This is a genomic window from Rhizobium sp. SG2393 (assembly GCF_042610495.1).
Taxonomy (GTDB): Bacteria; Pseudomonadota; Alphaproteobacteria; order Rhizobiales; family Rhizobiaceae; genus RU20A.
Genome location: NZ_JBHGAP010000003.1, coordinates 226,255 through 246,125, shown reverse-complemented (window position 1 = coordinate 246,125; position 19,871 = coordinate 226,255). Strand labels below are relative to the sequence as shown.

The following is a 19,871-nucleotide window of genomic DNA, read 5'->3' as shown; positions in this document are numbered from 1 at the left end:
CCCGGCATTCATGGTTACAGGGTGCCTCTCGCGACAGTTCGTAATTTGCTCAAATTCTATTGAACCGTTTCTTTTTGAGATTTGACGTGGAGTTATCCGATGAAGACGCCCGCCCGAAACATCTCGGCATTCCGTCGATCCGGCATGGCCGGTCTAGGCCTCGCTTTGTCACTCTCCTCGCCGTTCACCGCCGGTCTGGCGCAAGCGCAGGATACCGCACCGAAGTCCGCGACCGAGCAGGCAGCCAAGCCAGCCTCCAAGTCGACGGCCGATGCGCTTTTAAAGACGATCCAGGGCAGTGATGCCGCGGCAAAGGCGCAGGCCCTGACGGCGCTGGAGACCGCCGCCGCCTCCGGCGACGCCAAGGCCGCAGCCGCCGCCGGCAAGCTTTACGGGGATGGCAAGCTGGTGGAGCGCGACGTCGCGAAAGCCCTGAAGTTCGCAACAATAGCCTATGACGCCGGCGACACGTCCGTTGCCGGTCTGCTCGGCCGCCTCTACTACCGCGACTTCGCCGCCCTTCAGGTCGATCAGGCCAAGGCGCTCGTCTTCTTCGAAAAGGGTGCGGCAGCGGGCGATGCCTGGAGCATGTCCAGCCTTGCCGACGTGTACCGCGAAGGCAAGATCGTTGCGAAGGACATGAAGAAGGCGCTCGATCTCTACGAGCAGGCACTGGCCAAGGGCAATGCCTCCGTCGTCGGCAAGATCGGCGATATCTATTATCGCAGTGGCGAGGCGCTGGGCCTCGACCGGTCCAAAGCCCTCGCCTTCTACCAGCAGGGAACCGATGCGGACGATCCATGGGCCATGGCCGGCCTGGCGGATGTCTACCGGGAAGGCAAAATCGTGCCGCAGGACCTGAAGAAGGCGTTCGATCTCTACGAACAGGCGCTTGCAAAAGGCAATGACGGCGTGCGTGGCAAGCTGGGGGATCTGCATTATCGCAATGCCTCGGCCCTCGGGCTCGACCCGGCAAAGGCCGTCGCCTTCTACCAGCAGGGTGCCGATGCCGGCGATGCCTGGGCCATGGCAAGCCTGGCCGATGTCTACAGGGATGGAAAGGTCGTTCCGAAGGATCTGCCGAAGGCGCTCGACCTCTACACGCAGGCGCTTGAAAAGGGCAACACCTCCGTCGTCGGCAAGCTTGGCGACCTCTACTACCGCAATGGCGCCGCGCTCGGCCTCGATCCCGCCAAGGCGGTCGGCTATTACGAACAGGGCGCGGCCGCGGGCGATGCCTGGGCGAAGGCAAGCCTTGCCGATGTCTATCGCGAGGGCAAGGTCGTCGCGCCCGACTATCCGAAGGCACTGACCCTCTACAAGGAGGCACTCGAGGGCGGAAACACCTCCGTGCTTTCCAAGATCGGCAATCTCTATTATCGCAACGCGGCCGATCTGGGCGCCGATCCGAAAGAGGCCCTGCCGCTGTTGGAGAAGGGGACGGCGGATGGCGATGCCTGGGCCATGGCCAGTCTCGGCGACATCTACCGGGAAGGCAAGATCGTCCCGAAGGATCTGAACAAGGCGCTCGAACTCTACACAGCAGCGCTCGACAAGGGGAACACCTCCGTCGTCGGCAAGCTCGGCAATCTCTATTATCGCAACGCGGACGAACTGAAGGTCGATCCCGCCAAGGCGATCGATTTCTTCAAGCAGGGCGCGGATTCCGGTGATGCCTGGGCCATGGCGAGCCTCGCGGACGTCTATCGCGAAGGCAAGATCGTACCGGCCGACACGGCAACGGCTTCGGAACTCTACGAAAAGTCCTATGCCGGCGGCAATCAGGGCGCCTATGTCGCGGAAGCTGCCATGCTGCTGCGAGGCACGCCTGCCCAGCAGAAGCGCGGCCTGACCATGGTCAAGGCCGGGCTCAGCCAGGATATCCCCGGCATGGTGCCGGTCTGGGCAGAAGCCCATCTCTTCGGTCGTGGCATGCCACGCAATCCGCAGAAAGCCCTGCAGATCCTGAAGCAGGCATCCGCCAAGGGCGACGTGCAGGCCACCTTCCGCCTCGCAGCGCTCTACATCCAGGGCTATGGCAAGGCCATTGCGCGCAGCCAGACCCAGGCGGCAAAGCTCCTGAAAAGCCTTGAAGGCAAGGCGGATGCAGACCGGATCGCCGCCGAGCGCCTTTACCTCCAGGGTGCTTTCGCAGCCTCGCAGGGCGAGCTGAAAGCCTTTGCCGCTGCCATGAGCAAGCTTCCGGCGGACACGCAGTCCTCGATGGTCAGCCGCATTTCCTGGGCGAATGCCAATACCTACGTCTATATGGTGCAAACGACGCTGAAGGCGCGCGGCCAGTACAAGGGCCCCGTGAATGGCCAGCTCACCGGCTCGACCATCAAGGCCATGTATTCCGTCTGCCGCGCCGTTGCGACGCAGCGCGGTGCCTGTGAGGATGGTCCGCTGAGCGAGAAGGCGCGCCAGATCCTCAGCGATTACATCAAGCAGGCCGAAAGCTGACGAACCGCACTGGACGGGCAAGCCGGCCCGCCCGCATCATCGCCTCATGGCCCAGAAGCTCGATGCCGCCCTCCCGAGCGGGCGGCGATACCGCGCCGGACGCTGACGTTGCAAAGACCGCGCCGACGCGAGCGGTCCGGTTTCATCCGCCAGAAGCGGCCAATCGAGATCCCGGACTGCCGGTCACTTGGCGGTCCGGATTTTTTTTGTCTGGGTAACTGTTTCGAAACCAAAGCGACGGTCATCATCGACACAACCGGGCCCTAACCCCGCCAGACCATAGAAAATCGCCCTTAGAACTAAGCTTTTCGAAATCATTTCCGTGCCAGCTTCGGACCGTCGCATCTTCGACAAAACGGAGGCATGTCCATGAGCAGCCGGCTCCTTTTCTTCGGCACGGCCCTTTTGTCTCTGTTCATCAGCAGTGCTGCCCGCGCGGAAAGCCTCAACTTGCTGATCTGGGAATCCTACATCGACGAGAATCTGCTGAAGCGTTTCACGGCCGAGACCGGCGTCGCCATCAACCAGATCTATTATGACAGCGGCGACAAGCGCGACGAGGTTCTGGCCGATCCCGGCAGCAATGTGGATGTCGCACTGGTCGGCGAAACCACGGCGTCGCTGTTTGGCAGGCGCGGCGTGCTGGAAGCCCTCAACGAAAGCAACCTTCCGGTCCTGAAAAACTACGAGACACGTTGGCGCACGCGCTGCGCCGATTATGCCATGCCCTATCTCTGGGGCACCATGGGCATTCTCTATCGCTCCGACATCGTGGTCGAGGAGCCGTCATCCTGGCACGCGCTGATGACGCCGGCGCCCTATCTGCGCAAGCACATCGCCATGTTCGACGACCACAACGAGGCCTTCATCGCGCCACTTGCCATGCTCGGCAAGTCCATCAACGCCAACGACCAGCCAACGCTGAAGCTAGCCTTCGAAGCCATGAAGGAGCAGGCGCCCTCCGTTCTCACCTATGACTACATCATCACGTCGATCCAGCACGACGAGATCGGCCCCGAGCTCTACATGGCCGTCGGCTATTCCGGCGACCAGCATGTGCTGAACGAGAAGGTGGGCAAGCCGGGCCTCTGGCGCTACAGCCTGCCGCGCGAAGGCAGCCTGTTCTGGCTGGACTGCATGGCCGTATCGGCCGCCTCTCCGCGCAAGGATCTCGCACTGAAGTTCGTCAACTTCATCGGTTCGGCCGAAAACGCCAAGCAGAATGCCATGACGCTGAGAATGCCGACCACCAACAGTGCGGCCTACGCCCTTCTTCCGGTCGCAATCCGCAACAACCGCGAGATCTACCCCGACGAGGCCGCCCTCGACCGAAGCCAGCGGCAGCAGGACCTGACACCCGAATCCATCCAGATCCGTCGGCGGATCATCAGTTCGCTGGTGCATTTCCAGTGACCCTCATCAAGCGCACCAGCCTCCTCATCTTCCCCGTCGTTCTCCTCGGCTATGCCGTGGCCGCGCTACTCGTCTATCTGGTCGAGAGCAAGGCGGTGCGTGATCTTCAGGAGGCCAAGCTTGCCCAGCAGCTCGATCACCTGGCGGCCCTCTTCGACAGCGACCTGAACCAGAGCCGCACCTTCCTCTACGGTCTGGCCGACAGCAGTGCGCTACGTCTCTTCATCGAGGAGCAGAACGAGGGATATCGCAGCGCCGCCCTTGGCGTTCGCCTGCAACAGTCGGTGAAGTCGCTTACCAGTGACCCGCGCAAGTTCGTGTCCTTCGCGCTGCTGAAGCCGGATCTCACCCTCAGCTACTACTTCGAAAACAGCGACGATCCCTTCGCCACGATCGGCGCCAGCCAGCGCGAAAATGCGCGCCAGCTTCAGGACGGCAGCGACGTCATGAGCTGGAGTTTCGTTGAAGGCGAAGGTCAGCGGCCGCTGATCATCTATTCGCAGTTCATCGACCCCAGCACCCTCAATCCGCCGATCGCATCGGCCAAATCGCGCTCGATGCTGCTGCAGAGCGCCATCAAGCCGGAACTGTTCCTGCAGATGCGCGACGAGCTCGAGAGGGAGTATCACGCCCCGATCATCGTCTCGGCCGGCACGCCGGTAAAGCCTCACGGCTTTCTCTCGGCATCCGTACGCCTGGGCGGTGGCATCTCCGCAACGATCACGCCTGATCCCGTCCGCCTTGACGACAGTCTGTCACGCCTGCGCATGCTCCTGGGCCTCGGCACCATCATCCTCGCTCTGGCCAGCCTGTGGCTGCTGACCGGGCTGATCCGCCGCTTCGTCATCCAGCCGATCACCGCGCTGGACGAGGGCGTCACGGCGATCATGACGGACGCACGAGCCGAAATCCTCGGCTCCGGCGGAAAAGGGGAGATCGGGCGCCTGACGGAAAACATCCGCCTCATGCACGAGAAATCGCAGCAGACCCTGCATCTCGTCCAGAAGGCATCCTGGACGGACCCGCTGACCGGCCTCTCCAACCGCGCGCATTTCAGCGTGATCGGCGACAAGCTGGTGCGCAGCATGATCGAGACGCGCGACGCCTGCGCCCTGTTCTTCATTGACGTCGACAATTTCAAGTTCGTCAACGACCGCTACGGCCACAAGATCGGCGACGACCTGCTGAAATGCCTCGCAGACCGCATCACGGTGACCGTGGGCGAAATCGCCGGCAACTACTGGGTCGCCAACACCATCGTGGCACGCCTGTCAGGCGACGAATTCGCCATCCTGATGCCGACGCCCGCCCATACGGACATGGTGGAACGGTTGGCCGATCGTATTCTCGGCCTCTTTTCGTCCGGCTTCGAGGTCGGCGGCGAACGCTACCCCGTTACCGCCAGCATCGGCATCGCCTTCTGCCCCACGGACGGCGCCACGCTGACGAGCCTGATCGCCAATGCCGATGCGGCCATGTACCAGTCGAAGAGCACCGGCAAGAACCGCTTCGCCTACTTCTCCCGTACCATCGAGGAAAAGCAGCATCGCATCCGCCAGATCCAGGACGAGCTCCGGATCGCCGATCTCGACGAGCAGTTCCATCTTGTCTACATGCCGCTCATCGACCGTCAGGGCAAAGTCGCCGGCTGCGAGGCGCTGGTGCGCTGGCGCTCCCCCGTGCTCGGCCCGGTCGGTCCCGACGAATTCGTGCCGATTGCCGAAAGCTACGGCCTGTTCGCCAAGATCGACTTCTGGGTCATCGACAAGGCGATCTCCGATTGCGCCCGCCTTCAGGCCATGTTCGGGCCGGAAACTGTGGTCGCGATCAACATTTCCTCGGCAGAGCTGCATTCGGCAGCCATCACCGATCACATCGTCGAGCGCCTGCATCACTACGGCGTCAAGCCGCGCTCGGTGGAAATCGAGCTGACGGAAACCTTTGCCGTCAGCCTTGGCGAACAGCTGCGCCAGAACATCCAGCGCCTGCGCGAAGGCGGCCTGCGCATTGCCATCGACGATTTCGGCGCGGGCTACACCTCCGTGCAGCAGATCATCGATTACATGGCCGACACCATCAAGCTCGACCGCGATTTCGTCCGCAAGCTGACGATCGATGAGATGCAGCCGACGCTCCGTGCCGTCAACGCGCTCTGCCATGCCCGCGATATGCATGTGGTGGCAGAGGGCGTGGAAACGCGCGAACAGCTGGACATGCTGATGGAAGCGGGCTGCGACTACTTCCAGGGCTATTTCTTCAGCAAGCCGCGCCAGATGGACGATCTGCAGGTCTGGGCGCTGCGCCATGCCAACGAGCCGCTGGCGAGCCTCGTATCTGCCGACAAGGCGGCGCCACCCAAGCGGCGCCGCAAGACCGCCTGAGCGGCAGAGAGGCTACAGCGAGCGCCCTCAGGCAGTAGCCATCCCCGCCTAGCGTGGCGACCGTGCGGTCACGCCTGACCGGGAAGCCTGTGCGCTGCGCTGCCGCCTGCGCCAGAAGGGACGAATGACACGCCAGACCAGCAGAAGCACCAGGAGCGCGATGTAAAGCCCCTGTTCGGCGCCCACCACCTTTGTCGCCATGAAATAATGCAGGGCGCCGAGCAGGGCGACCAGATAGGTCAGCCGGTGGAGCCGCCCCCAATTGTGACCCAGCCGCCGGATCGACGCCATGTTGGACGTCAGGGCGAGCGGGATCAGACAGACGAGACCCGCCATGCCGAACATGATGAAGGGCCGCCGCAGCACGTCCTGAACCACGGCTTGCAGCACCAGCGCCTGATCGAGGATCAGGTAGACCGAGAAATGCATCAGCACGTAGTAGAAGGCGAGGAGCCCGAGCGCACGGCGATAGCGGATGAGGTTGACCCCAGCCAGCTCCCGAAGCGGGCTGACAGCCAGCGTCAGGATCAGGAAGCGGATCGCCCAGGTGCCGAGCAGGCGCTCGAACGTCTTGACCGGATCGGCCCCAAGCCCGCCTGTCGCCCCGAGGTAAAAGAACCACGCCGCAGGCAGCAGGCCGAGCCCGTAGATCCACCAGACGGAAATGACCGGCAGCCGCCGCTGGGCGGGAGCGGCCATCAGAAGTTCACCTTCAGATCCATGCCGGCATAAAGGCTTGCCACCTGATCGGCATAGCCGTTGAAGGGCAGCGTCGGGCGCCGTGCCTCGCTGAAGAACCCGCCTTCACCGATCCGCCGCTCGCTGGCCTGGCTCCAGCGCGGGTGATCGACCTCCGGATTCACATTCGCATAGAAGCCGTATTCGGAGGGCGCCGTCAGCGCCCAGGTATTCTTCGGCTGCTCCTCCACGAAGGAGATCCTGACGATCGACTTGATGCCCTTGAAGCCGTATTTCCACGGGACCACGAGGCGGATCGGCGCACCGTTCTGGTTCGGCAGCGTCTCGCCATAAAGGCCGACCGCGAGCAGCGTCAGCGGATGGCGCGCCTCGTCCATGCGCAGCCCCTCGATATAGGGCCATTCGAGCGACTGGAAGTAGCCATTCTGACCGGGCATTTCCTCCGGCCGCACCACCGTTTCGAAGGCGACATATTTGGCGCTGCCGAGCGGCTCCACCTTGTCGATGACGGCGGCGAGCGGAATGCCGTTCCACGGAATGACCATGGACCAGGCCTCCACGCAGCGCATGCGGTAAACGCGCTCCTCGATCGTGTAGTCCTTCAGCATCGCCTCGACATCCAGTGTCTGCGGCTTGGAAACGAGGCCGTCCACCTTGATCGTCCAGGGCAGCGGCTTGAAGTCGCCGGAAAGCGCCTTCGGCGAGTCCTTGTCGAGGCCGAATTCGTAGAAATTGTTGTAGCTCGTGACCGAATCCTTAGGCGTGAGCTTTTCATCGACCGTGTAGGCCGAGGGCTTGGAGGTGAGCGGCGCGGCAAGGGACGGGGAAGCCGTGAGCGCCAGCCCGCCGGCCGCCAGCCCCATCAGCTCGCGCCGGCGCAGATAGACGGACTTCGGCGTGATCTCGCTTCCGGGGATCGGGGGAACACGATAGGCGGCCATGGCGGAACCTCTTGGGAGATGGAGAGCGAAAACCAATATAGAGAACGGATCGACAAGCGACAGAGTTTCATCCGCCGCATCCATGCCGTTCTCCCACTCTACGCAGCAGGGGATGGCTTCGTTACGGCAGGGCGACACAATCACGCGGGATTGAACATCAGGGACGCTTGCCGATCACACCGGATTGTTGAGCCGGCGTACCGCTTTCGTCAGATGTGATAGTGAAAAGCGCTGAAAACTGGCGTAAAAGACCGCCACAAACGGTGCCTGCCCGAAAAGGGCCGACGTGCGCCGGCAGAAGACACGACAAAGACGAACAAGAGGAAACGACCATGCCCGCCTATCGCTCGCGTACGACCACCCATGGCCGCAACATGGCCGGCGCCCGCGGCCTGTGGCGCGCCACCGGCATGAAGGATGGCGATTTCGGCAAGCCGATCATTGCCGTCGTCAACTCCTTCACCCAGTTCGTGCCCGGCCACGTACACCTGAAGGATCTCGGCCAGCTGGTGGCCCGCGAGATCGAGAAGGCCGGCGGCGTCGCCAAGGAGTTCAACACGATCGCCGTCGATGACGGCATCGCCATGGGCCATGACGGGATGCTCTATTCGCTGCCGAGCCGCGAGATCATCGCCGACAGCGTCGAATACATGGTCAACGCCCACTGCGCCGACGCCATGGTCTGCATCTCCAACTGCGACAAGATCACCCCCGGCATGCTGAATGCCGCCATGCGCCTCAACATTCCCTCGGTCTTCGTCTCCGGCGGCCCGATGGAAGCCGGCAAGGTCGTCCTACACGGCAAGACGCATGCGCTCGACCTGGTCGATGCCATGGTCGCCGCTGCCGACGACAAGGTCTCCGACGAGGACGTCAAGGTCATCGAGCGCTCCGCCTGCCCCACCTGCGGCTCCTGCTCGGGCATGTTCACGGCCAATTCGATGAACTGTCTGACGGAAGCGCTCGGCCTGTCGCTGCCGGGCAACGGCTCGACGCTCGCAACGCATGCCGACCGCAAGCGCCTCTTCGTGGAAGCCGGCCACCTGATCGTCGATATCACGCGGCGCTGGTACGAGCAGGAGGATGCGAGCGTCCTGCCGCGCAACGTCGCCAACAAGCAGGCCTTCGAAAACGCCATGTCGCTCGACATCGCCATGGGCGGCTCGACCAACACGGTGCTGCACATCCTGGCAGCCGCTTATGAAGGCGGCATCGACTTCACCATGGAAGACATCGACCGCCTGTCGCGCAAGGTGCCGTGCCTGTCCAAGGTGGCACCCGCCAAGCAGGACGTGCACATGGAAGACGTGCACCGCGCCGGCGGCATCATGCGTATCCTTGGCGAACTCGAGCGCGGCAACCTCATCCACCGCGACAGCCCGACCGTGCATGCGACAACGCTCGGCGACGCCATCGACCGCTGGGACATCACCCGCACCAACTCGGAAACGGTGCGCACCTTCTTCCGCGCGGCCCCCGGCGGCATCCCGACCCAGGTCGCCTTCAGCCAGGAAGCGCGCTGGGACGAACTGGATACGGACGGCCAGAACGGCGTCATCCGCTCCGTCGAACACCCCTTCTCCAAGGATGGCGGCCTTGCCGTGCTCAAGGGCAACATCGCGCTCGACGGCTGCATCGTGAAGACGGCTGGCGTGGACGAGTCCATCCTGAAATTCTCCGGCCCGGCCGTCGTCTATGAAAGCCAGGACGCCGCCGTGAAGGGCATCCTCGGCAACGAGGTCAAGGCGGGCGATGTCGTGGTCATCCGCTACGAAGGCCCGAAGGGCGGCCCGGGCATGCAGGAAATGCTCTATCCCACGAGCTACCTGAAGTCGAAGGGCCTCGGAAAGGCCTGCGCGCTCATCACCGACGGCCGCTTCTCCGGCGGCACCTCGGGACTGTCGATCGGCCACGCCTCGCCGGAAGCCGCCCAGGGCGGCGCCATCGGCCTCGTCAGGCAGGGCGACATCATCGACATCGACATCCCGAACCGCACGATCAACATCGCCATCAGCGACGCCGAACTCGCCGCCCGCCGCGCCGAACAGGACAAGCTCGGCTGGAAGCCGGCAGCCCCCCGCAAGCGCAACGTGACGACGGCGCTGAAAGCCTACGCCGCCTTCGCCTCCAGCGCTGACAAGGGCGCCGTGCGCATCCTGCCCGGCGAGGAGTGAGCAAGGTTGACGATGCAGCGGGAGCGACAGCTGCCGCTCCCTCTCCGCGGTCATCCTCGGGCTTGACCCGAGGATCCACGCCTAAGCCTCAGCAGCCGCAGAATGGATTCTCGGGTCAAGCCCGAGAATGACGGACGATGGGAAGCGCGGTCGCAATCACCATCTCGTCACAACCCATTGCCCCCCTACGACACCGCCCGCAAATCCGCCCGCAGCCGCTCGATATCCGGCAGGCGCCGATCGAGCATCGCATGCGTGTCCCGCCATACGGGCAGCGCGCCAGCGAGCAGCCTCTCCCCCTCCCCCGTCAGCCGCAGCACCTTCCGCCGGCGGTCCTTTGGATCTTCGGACACCGTCACCAGCCCGCGCCGCTCCAGCGGCTTCAGCGCCGCCGTCAGCGTCGTGCGGTCCATGGCGAGCAGGTGCGCCACGTCGGCCATCCCGGCCGGCACCGGCCGGTTCAGCGACATCATCAGGGAAAACTGGCCGTTGGTCAGCCCGTGCGGCTTCAAGGCCTCGTCGAAGAGGCGCGCGAGCGCCCGTGCGGCCCGCTGCGCGTGCAGGCACAGGCACGTGTCCTTCACCAGAAGGGTGGCCTCGAACGGAATCATTGGCGACTTTGACATGAGCCATTTATGTTGATATCAACATGATCGTCAAGCCGGCGCCAATAAGCTCGTTTCGAGCGCCCGCGGGTTGCGACCAGGCGTCAAGAGGAGGAATGAGGATGAGTGACTTTCGCGGACGTTTCGTCTGGCACGAATTGATGACATCGGATACCCGCGCGGCCACTGCCTTCTACGCGGATGTCATCGGCTGGACGATCGAGGACAGCGGCATGCCCGGCATCGACTACCTCATCGCCAGCGCCGGCAAGGACATGGTCGCCGGCATCATGACCATGCCGCCGCACGCGGCCGCCGGGGGCGCGAAGCCGGCCTGGCTCGGCTACATCGCGGTGGACGAGGTCGATGTCGCGGCCGTGCATCTGTCGGCCCATGGCGGCACGCTGCACCGCGCGCCGGAGGACATTCCCGGCGTCGGGCGCTTTGCGGTTGTCTCCGATCCGCACGGCGCGGTGTTCTGCCTCTTCCATTCCGATACGCCCGGCGGCGAGGCGGTGAAGCTGATGGCACCCGGCCATGTCGGCTGGAACGAACTGATGTGCGCCGATGTGGAGGAAGCAATGGCCTTCTACCACCGCCTCTTCCACTGGCAGAAGGACACGGCGATGGATATGGGGCCGCTCGGCACCTATCAGATGTTCGCCGTCGGCGGAAACGCCATCGGCGGGATGATGCGCAAGCCGCCGGAAATGCCGGGCCCGCACCGCTGGCAGTATTATTTCACCGTCGAAGGCCTCGATGCAGCCGGCGAACGGGTCAAGGCGGGCGGCGGGCAGGTTCTGGATCAGCCGATGGAGGTGCCCGGCGGCGCCTGGATCATCCCCTGCGTCGATCCGCAGGGCGCATCCTTCTCGCTGGTTTCCATGACGCGCTGAAGACGTTCCATGGAAACAGGGCGATGGCCGGAAGCCGCCCGCAGGCGGCTTCTTCCACACCCGGACCGATCGCCGCTTGCTTTCTCTCTTCGCATTGCACAAACTCAAGGGAATGACGGCTAAAGACCGTTCCAGAGGGCAATACGAGGCAGCATGTCAATCAAGGCCAGCATCTACCATCTGACCCATTACAGCTACGACAAACCCGTCCGCCTCGGACCGCAGATCATCCGGCTGAAACCGGCGCCGCATTCCAAGACCAAGGTCATCAGCCATTCCCTGAAGGTCACGCCCGCCAACCATTTCGTGAACCTGCAACAGGATCCCTACGGCAATTATCAGGCCCGCTTCGTTTTTCCCGATCCCGTCACCGAGCTGAAGATCGAGGTCGATCTCGTCGCCGACATGACGGTCTACAATCCCTTCGACTTCTTCGTGGAGGAAGTGGCCGAGCACTGGCCCTTCGACTATCCCGAAGAGATCCGCGACGATCTGACGATCTACATGCAGCCGGAGCCGCTTACGCCGGCCCTGGAAGCCTTCATGAAGACCGTCGATCGCGCGCGCCAGCGCACGGTGGACATGGTGGTGGGCCTCAATGCCCGCCTGCAATCCGAAATCGGCTACGTGATCCGCATGGAACCCGGCGTGCAGACGCCGGAGGAGACGTTGACCTCGGCCAGGGGCTCCTGCCGTGACTCCAGTTGGCTGCTGGTGCAGGTGCTGCGCCACCTCGGCCTCGCCGCCCGCTTCGTCTCCGGCTATCTCATCCAGCTCGCGCCCGATCTCAAGGCGCTGGACGGCCCCTCCGGCACGGAGGTGGACTTCACCGACCTGCACGCCTGGTGCGAGGTCTATCTGCCCGGCGCCGGCTGGATCGGCCTTGACCCGACATCGGGCCTGCTGACGGGCGAAAGCCATATTCCGCTCGCCGCCACGCCGCATTACCGCAATGCAGCGCCCATCACCGGCGGCTATTTCGGCGAGGCGGAAACCGAGTTCGACTTCAACATGCGCGTCTCGCGCGTCGCCGAGCATCCGCGCATCACCAAGCCATTTTCTGATGACAGCTGGGAGGCGCTGAATGCGCTCGGCGAGGACGTGGACCGCGTGCTCACCCAGAACGACGTGCGCCTGACCATGGGCGGCGAGCCGACCTTCGTCTCGATCGATGACTTCCAGTCGGCCGAATGGAACACGGCCGCCGTCGGCCCCACGAAACGGGGCCTGGCCGATACGCTCATCCGGCGCCTGCGCGAACGTTTCGCGCCGGGCGGCTTCCTGCACTACGGACAGGGCAAGTGGTATCCGGGCGAAAGCCTGCCGCGCTGGACCTTCTCGCTCTACTGGCGCCGCGACGGCAAGCCGATCTGGAACAACCCGGACCTCGTCGCCGTCGAGACATCCGACACCGGTGTCACCCACGAGGATGCGTCGCGCCTCCTGCAGGCGATCGCGGTCGAACTCGACATCGCCGCGGACAATGTGACGGCGGCCTATGAGGATCCGGCCGAGTGGATCGTCAAGGAGGCCAATCTTCCCGAAAACGTCGATCCGGCCAATTCCAAGCTCAAGGATCCGGAAGAGCGCAACCGTATCGCCAAGGTCTTTTNGATCCGGCCGAGTGGATCGTCAAGGAGGCCAATCTTCCCGAAAACGTCGATCCGGCCAATTCCAAGCTCAAGGATCCGGAAGAGCGCAACCGTATCGCCAAGGTCTTTTCCAACGGCCTCACCCAGCCGGCCGGCTATGTGCTGCCCGTGCAGGCCTGGCAGACGCGCGCGTCGGGCCTGACCTGGGTCAGCGAGAAATGGCGCACCCGGCGCGGCCGCATCTACCTCATTCCCGGCGACTCCCCGGTCGGCTTCCGCCTGCCGCTGAATTCGCTGCCCTACATCTCGCCGTCCTGGTACCCCTACATCAACCCCACCGACCCGATGATCGAGAAGCCGCCGCTGCCGGATTTCTCGACAGAGAAGGGCCGGGTCATGCCGGAACATTCCTTCCAGGCCGAAACCCCGCAGCAGCGGGCCCTCGGCCAGTCCTACGAGGAGATCGGCGGGCGGGTGCGAACCGCCATTTCCGTCGAGGTGCGCGACGGCCGGCTCTGCGTCTTCATGCCGCCGACCGCAGCGCTGGAAGAATATCTCGATCTCGTGGCCTCGGCCGAGCGCGCCGCCGCAGCGCTCAGCCTGCCGGTCCATATCGAGGGTTACGCGCCGCCGCATGACGAGCGGCTGAACGTCATCCGCGTCGCGCCCGACCCCGGCGTCATCGAAGTCAACATCCATCCGGCCTATAACTGGAAGGATTGCGTGGACATCACGACGGCGATCTACGAGGAGGCGCGCCAGTGCCGCCTCGGCGCCGACAAGTTCATGATCGACGGCCGCCACACCGGCACTGGCGGCGGCAACCACGTGGTCGTCGGCGGCTCCACGCCCTTTGACAGCCCGTTCCTGCGCCGTCCCGACATCCTGAAGAGCCTCGTGCTGCACTGGCAGCGCCACCCTTCGCTCTCCTACCTCTTCTCCGGCCTGTTCATCGGCCCGACCAGCCAGGCGCCGCGCATCGACGAAGCCCGCCATGACAGTCTCTACGAGCTGGAAATCGCGCTGTCGCAGGTGCCCTTGCCCAATTCCGGCCTGCACCCGCCGCTGCCCTGGCTGGTCGACCGGCTGTTCCGTAACCTCCTGGTGGACGTGACCGGCAACACGCACCGCTCCGAAATCTGCATCGACAAGCTGTTCTCGCCGGATGGCCCCACGGGCCGCCTCGGGCTGGTGGAGTTCCGCGGCTTCGAAATGCCGCCGAATGCGCGCATGTCGCTGGCCCAGCAGCTGCTCGTGCGCGCCCTCATTGCCCGCTTCTGGCTCTATCCGGTCGATGGCAAGTTCGTGCGCTGGGGCACGACGCTGCATGATCGATTCATGCTGCCGCATTTCGTCTGGGCCGATTTCCTCGATGTGCTCGCCGACCTGCGCGCCCATGGCTTCGATTTCCGCCCGGAATGGTTCGAGGCGCAACTGGAATTCCGCTTCCCCTTCTGCGGCGAGGTGGAATACGAGGGCTCGAAGCTCGAAATCCGGCAGGCGCTGGAACCCTGGCACGTCATGGGCGAACAGGGCGCCATCGGCGGCACGGTGCGCTACGTGGACTCCTCCGTCGAACGTGTGCAGGTGCGGCTCGAAACCGCCAATCCCGGCCGCTACACCGTCACCTGCAACGGCCGCCCCGTGCCGCTGACGGCAACCGGCGAAGCCGGCGTTGCCGTGGCCGGCGTGCGCTACAAGGCCTGGCAGCCGGCATCCGGCCTGCATCCGGTGCTGCCCGTGAACACGCCGCTAACCTTCGATCTCTATGATACCTGGTCGCGGCGCTCGATCGGCGGCTGCATCTACCATGTTGCCCATCCGGGCGGTCGCAATTATGAGACCTTCCCGGTCAATGGAAACGAGGCGGAGGCACGCCGGCTGGCCCGCTTCGAGCCGTGGGGGCACACGGCCGGCGGCTTCACGCTCTACCCGGAGCAGCCTTCGGCGGAATTCCCCCTGACGCTCGACCTGAGGCGCCCGGCAGGAGTGTAAGGCGTGGTAAAATCGGCGGCCGAACCGCAGCAGAAGGCACAGGCAAAAGCCCGGACGGACCTCGTCTCGGGCTATGCCGCGCTGCCCGGAAGCGCCGACGAGATGCTGGACAAGACCGGCGCGGTCCGCCCGGTCTGGCAGCACCTTCTCGCCGCCATCGGCCGCATGGACGAAACCGAACTTGTCAACCGCTTCGCCCGCGCCGACCGCTACCTGCGCGATGCCGGCGTCTTCTACCGCGCCTACGGCACGAAGGAGAATGCCGAGCGTAACTGGCCGCTCTCCCATATCCCGGTCCTCATCGACGAAAAGGAGTGGGACGTCGTCTCCGAGGGGCTGATCCAGCGCGCAGAACTTCTGGAAAAGGTCGTCGCCGACATCTATGGCGAGGGCCGGCTGGTGCGGGAAGGCTTCCTTCCGCCGGCACTCATTGCCGCCAATCCGGAATTCCTGCGCCCGCTGGTCGGGGTAAAGCCCGCCGACGGCCATTTCCTGAACTTCTGTTCCTTCGAGATCGGTCGCGGCCCCGACGGAAACTGGTGGGTTCTCTCCGACCGCACCGAGGCCCCCTCCGGCGCCGGCTTTGCGCTGGAAAACCGCGTGGCGACCACCCGCGCCTTTTCCGACGTCTATGCCGATACCCACGTCCATCGGCTCGCAAGCTTTTTCGGCGCCTTCCGCGATACGCTGCAGGCCAGCAAACGGCACCCGGAGGACCGCATCGCGGTTCTCTCCCCAGGCGTTGCCAACGAGACCTATTTCGAACACGCCTATATCGCCCGCTATCTCGGCTTCATGCTGCTCGAGGGCGAGGATCTGACGGTCGTCGGCGACCGCGTCATGGTGCGCACCGTGGCGGGCCTGAAACCCGTGGGCGTTCTGTGGCGCCGTCTCGACGCGGCCTTCGCCGATCCGCTGGAGCTGAACCAGAACTCCCACATCGGCACGCCCGGCCTCGTCGATGCGCTCCGCGCCGGCTCCGTCTCCATTGTCAATGCGCTCGGCTCCGGCATTCTCCAGACCCGTGCCCTGCTCGCCTTCCTGCCACGCATTTCGCGTCACCTGACGGGCGAAGACCTGAGACTGCCCAGCATCGCCACCTGGTGGTGCGGACAGGCAGCCGAGCAGGCGCATGTCGCCGCCAATATCGAGAAGATGGTCATCGGACCGGCCTATTCGGTCCGGCCCTTCTTCGACGACAACGAGCAGTCCGTGCTCGGCTCCAGCCTGCGCGCCACCGCGAAAATGTCGATCGGGGAGTGGCTGAAGAGCGATGGCGCGAAACTGGTGGGGCAGGAAGCCGTGACGCTTTCCACCACACCCGCCTTCGTCAACGGGAAGCTGACCCCGCGTCCCATGTCGCTGCGCGTCTTTGCTGCCCGCACGCTCACCGGCTGGCAGATCATGCCGGGCGGTTTCGCCCGTATCGGCTCGGGAGACGATGTCGCCGCCATCGCCATGCAGGCCGGCGGTTCGGCGGCCGACGTCTGGATCGTCAGCGACAGGCCGGTGGCCCGCACCACGCTCCTGCCGGCGGAGGAAAGCTTCACCCGCAACATGCCCGGCAGCCTGCCGAGCCGCGCGGCCGACAATCTCTTCTGGCTCGGCCGCTATATCGAGCGGGCCGAAGGAGCGCTGCGCATCCTGCGCGCCTGGCACGGCCGCTATGCGGAAGCCGCGAACCCCGACATGCCGCTGCTCAAGGACGTGACGGAGTATCTGGCAGCGCTCGACATCGACACAAAGCAGCCCGTGCCGTCCAGCCTGCTCGCCAACATCTCGAGCGCGCTGTTTTCGGCCAGCAACATCCGCGACCGGTTCTCGCCCGATGGCTGGCTGGCCCTGAACGACCTTGCCAAGACCGCGCGCAAGTTCCACGCCACCGTGCAGGCGGGCGACGACGCGACGCACGCCATGACCATCCTGCTCCGCAAGCTCGCGGGCTTTGCCGGTCTCGTACACGAAAACATGTACCGCTTCACCGGCTGGCGGTTTCTCTCCATCGGCCGTTACCTGGAGCGCGGCCTGCACATGACGCGCCTTCTGGGCCACATGACGGGACCCGATACGCCCGACGGGGCCTATGACATGCTGCTGGAGATCGGCGACAGCGTCATGACCCATCGCCGCCGCTACAATGTGGCGACCGCCTCGCTGACGGTGACCGACCTGCTGGCGCTCGATCCGCTCAACCCGCGCTCGATCCTCTACCAGCTGAACGAGATCAAGACGGAAGTGGAGCTTTTGCCGAACGCCTTCACCAACGGCCAGATGTCCGCCTTCTACCGGGAGGCCATGCGCCTGCATGCGGGCCTCGCCGTCATGACGCCGGATGGCATGACGCAGGCCGTTTACCGCCGTTTCGAGCAGGATCTGGAGCACCTCTCCGATGTCCTTGCGCAAACCTATCTGAGTTGAGCCCGTGATCTACGACATCGCCCTGAAGATCACCTATGCCTACGAGGTTCCGGTCTCCGGCGGACGCCACATGGTGCGCGTGCTGCCCCTGTCGCTGCCGGGCCGCCAGAGGCTGATCGCGGGATCCGTCAGCTGCGTGCCGACACCGCAGGAGCGGCGTGAGGTCGTCGATTTCTTCCAGAACCCGGCGACGGCGATCGTCTTCCGCACGGCGCACGACCGGCTTGTCATTCGCATGCAGGCCCGCGTACAGGTCGATGCCCTGCCGATTACCGCCGACTTCTCGCCGCGGCTTCCCGAATTGTCGGCCGTTCTGGCTGCAAGCTGGGGGCTTGATCCCGATTCGCCCCACCATTTCACCGGCGTCAGCCCGCGCCTGCCGGAGGTCGCCGAAATCGCCGCCTATGCCCGCGGCGTGGTGCGCGAGGGCATGACCGTCAACGAGATCGCCAAAGCCCTTTGCGCGCGCATCCACAAGGACTTCACCTATGATCCGAAAGCGACGACGGTCGATACGACACCGTCCGCCGCCTTCAAGCTGAAACGGGGTGTGTGCCAGGATTTCGCCCATGTGATGATCGTTGCGCTGCGCAGTCTCGGCATCCCCGCCGGCTATGTCAGCGGCTTCCTGCGCACCATTCCCCCGCCGGGTAAGGAGCGGCTGGAGGGCGCGGATGCCATGCATGCCTGGGTGCGCTACTGGGCAGGCCCCCTGACAGGCTGGGTCGAACTCGATCCCACCAACGACATTCCAGCCGGAACCGACCACATCGTCGTCGGTCACGGTCGCGACTATGCCGACGTCGCGCCGGTCATCGGGATTCTCAAGAGCTATGGTGGCCAGACGACCGAACAGGCCGTCGACGTCATTCCGCTTGTGCCCGCGTGATCCAAAATTGGACATGTCGCCAAAACGCCCCTGAAATTCGGGGGATTTCTCCGGAATGATTCAAATTTCATCTATCGCTGAAACCATCCGGAAGGGTGTCTTGGTTAGTCTCGCAGAACGTTGAACCCACTGCGAGATGCACATGATGCGCGTACGCACCCTTTCCAAGCTCCGTTGCCTCCTGATGAACAGGCGCGGCAATTTCGGCATGCTGGGCGCCTTGACCTTGCCCGTTCTGATCGGGGCCGGCGGCGTTGCCATGGACATGGCGACCATGGTCATGACCAAGCACGAATTGCAGGATGCCGTTGACGCTGCCGCACTTGCCGGTGCCTCGGCAATGGCAGGCAAGGGTGTCAGCGAAGACGAAGCCAAGAAGATCGTCCTCAACTATCTCAAGGGCCAGCTTTCCGGCAGCAGCATGGAGAAGGACAAGAGCAAGGGAACGACCCCGGAAGAGGTCGCCTCCAACGCTGTCGTCACCATCGCGACGAAGGCGACAACCGGCAACGCCAAGGAATACACGATCGACGTGCTCGCGGGTAGAACGGTCTACTTTACCCCGTTGACGGGCCTGTTCGGCCAGAACTCCACCGATATCAAGACCGCGGGCACGGCAACAGCCAGCACCGAATCGAAGAATGCCATCTCCATGTATCTCGTGCTGGACCGCTCCGGCTCCATGGATGAGAAGACGCAAACGGAAACGACGCGCACCTACACCTACGACTGCGGGTCGAAATGGTCGCCGAAGACCTGCACGGGCACCTACGCGGACTACTACACGAAGATGGAAGCGCTGAAGATGGCCGTCGCCGACCTTCTTTCGACGCTGGACAACGCGGACCCGACCGCGACGCTGGTCAGGACCGGGGGCAACTCCTACAACTCGAAGGCCGACACGCCGACCAACCTGAAGTGGGGAACGAAGTCGGTCAAAAGCTACGTGGACGCGCTTGTTCCGAGCGGGACGACCAACTCGGCGCCGGCTTTCGTCAACGCCTATAACGCGCTGATGAAGACCAGCGAGAATGCCGTCCACAAGGCCAAGAATGGGCAGGTGCCGTCGAAATTCATCGTTCTTCTGACGGACGGCGAAAACAACGTCGCCAACGCCGATTCGACCACGAAGACCTATTGCGACATGGCCCGGAAGGAAAAGATCGAGGTCTATTCCATCCCCTTCATGGCGCCGAAAGCCGGGCAGGATCTGCTGCGCTACTGCGCAACCAGCGACGCGCACTACATTCCGGCCGAAAACGCGGATCAATTGTCCGCCGCCTTCAAGTTCATCGGCGAGCGGGCGACAGCGCTCGCCACGCGCCTGAGCAAGTAGACACTGCCGCTCCCCAAAAGCCGCCTGCCCCACGCAGGCGGCTTTCAGCATTTTTTTCAAAGGCTTCGA

At 64.1% G+C, this 19,871-nt stretch carries 10 protein-coding genes and 3 pseudogenes; 10 read left to right on the top strand and 3 right to left on the bottom strand.

Annotated elements, in window-relative coordinates:
* Positions 1 to 99: 99 nt before the first annotated feature.
* The 3 genes from ACED18_RS11745 to ACED18_RS11735 all read left to right on the top strand — a co-directional run bounded on the left by ACED18_RS11745 (position 100) and on the right by ACED18_RS11735 (position 6,257).
* Positions 100 to 2,463 (top strand): tetratricopeptide repeat protein, encoded by a 2,364-nt coding sequence (locus tag ACED18_RS11745; RefSeq protein WP_377292317.1) that lies wholly within the window; start codon positions 100 to 102, stop codon positions 2,461 to 2,463.
* Between the two features lie 369 nt (positions 2,464 to 2,832).
* Positions 2,833 to 3,876: a spermidine/putrescine ABC transporter substrate-binding protein gene (locus tag ACED18_RS11740; RefSeq protein ID WP_377292315.1), complete on the top strand. Its 1,044-nt coding sequence runs from the start codon at positions 2,833 to 2,835 to the stop codon at positions 3,874 to 3,876.
* Positions 3,873 to 6,257, top strand: a complete 2,385-nt coding sequence (locus tag ACED18_RS11735) for a putative bifunctional diguanylate cyclase/phosphodiesterase (protein WP_377292313.1) — start codon at positions 3,873 to 3,875, stop codon at positions 6,255 to 6,257. The genes ACED18_RS11740 and ACED18_RS11735 overlap by 4 nt, the downstream gene beginning before the upstream one ends.
* Positions 6,258 to 6,305: 48 nt before the next feature.
* On the opposite strand, the gene msrQ is transcribed toward ACED18_RS11735, so the two are convergent.
* The gene (gene msrQ, locus ACED18_RS11730; RefSeq protein ID WP_377292311.1) at positions 6,306 to 6,956 is read right to left on the bottom strand and encodes a protein-methionine-sulfoxide reductase heme-binding subunit MsrQ; all 651 of its coding nucleotides are present in this window, start codon (positions 6,954 to 6,956) and stop codon (positions 6,306 to 6,308) included.
* Positions 6,956 to 7,897 (bottom strand): protein-methionine-sulfoxide reductase catalytic subunit MsrP, encoded by a 942-nt coding sequence (msrP, locus tag ACED18_RS11725; RefSeq protein ID WP_377292309.1) that lies wholly within the window; start codon positions 7,895 to 7,897, stop codon positions 6,956 to 6,958. Before msrP ends, msrQ begins: the two co-directional genes overlap by 1 nt.
* A 332-nt stretch (positions 7,898 to 8,229) precedes the next feature.
* On the opposite strand from msrP, the gene ilvD reads away from it, so the two are divergent.
* The gene (gene ilvD / locus ACED18_RS11720; RefSeq protein ID WP_377292307.1) at positions 8,230 to 10,071 is read left to right on the top strand and encodes a dihydroxy-acid dehydratase; all 1,842 of its coding nucleotides are present in this window, start codon (positions 8,230 to 8,232) and stop codon (positions 10,069 to 10,071) included.
* 185 nt (positions 10,072 to 10,256) lie between these two features.
* On the opposite strand, the gene ACED18_RS11715 is transcribed toward ilvD, so the two are convergent.
* Positions 10,257 to 10,697, bottom strand: coding sequence for a MarR family winged helix-turn-helix transcriptional regulator (locus ACED18_RS11715; protein ID WP_377292305.1), 441 nt, complete (start codon positions 10,695 to 10,697; stop codon positions 10,257 to 10,259).
* Positions 10,698 to 10,798: 101 nt separating this feature from the next.
* Here ACED18_RS11715 and ACED18_RS11710 point away from each other — a divergent pair, with 101 nt between their 5' ends.
* From ACED18_RS11710 to ACED18_RS11685, 6 genes and pseudogenes are all read left to right on the top strand, one after another.
* Positions 10,799 to 11,572, top strand: a complete 774-nt coding sequence (locus ACED18_RS11710) for a VOC family protein (protein WP_377292303.1) — start codon at positions 10,799 to 10,801, stop codon at positions 11,570 to 11,572.
* 153 nt (positions 11,573 to 11,725) lie between these two features.
* Positions 11,726 to 13,171: pseudogene (locus ACED18_RS11705) on the top strand (transglutaminase family protein); the annotation flags it as partial.
* A 107-nt stretch (positions 13,172 to 13,278) separates the two neighbouring features.
* Positions 13,279 to 15,159, top strand: a pseudogene (locus ACED18_RS11700) (transglutaminase family protein); the annotation flags it as partial.
* Positions 15,160 to 15,228: 69 nt separating this feature from the next.
* A pseudogene (locus tag ACED18_RS11695) lies at positions 15,229 to 17,577 on the top strand (circularly permuted type 2 ATP-grasp protein); the annotation flags it as partial.
* 4 nt (positions 17,578 to 17,581) lie between these two features.
* Positions 17,582 to 18,466, top strand: coding sequence for a transglutaminase domain-containing protein (locus ACED18_RS11690; protein WP_377292301.1), 885 nt, complete (start codon positions 17,582 to 17,584; stop codon positions 18,464 to 18,466).
* Between the two features lie 142 nt (positions 18,467 to 18,608).
* On the top strand, positions 18,609 to 19,802 hold the full coding sequence (locus ACED18_RS11685; RefSeq protein ID WP_377292299.1) for a pilus assembly protein TadG-related protein: 1,194 nt from the start codon (positions 18,609 to 18,611) through the stop codon (positions 19,800 to 19,802).
* Positions 19,803 to 19,871: the final 69 nt, after the last annotated feature.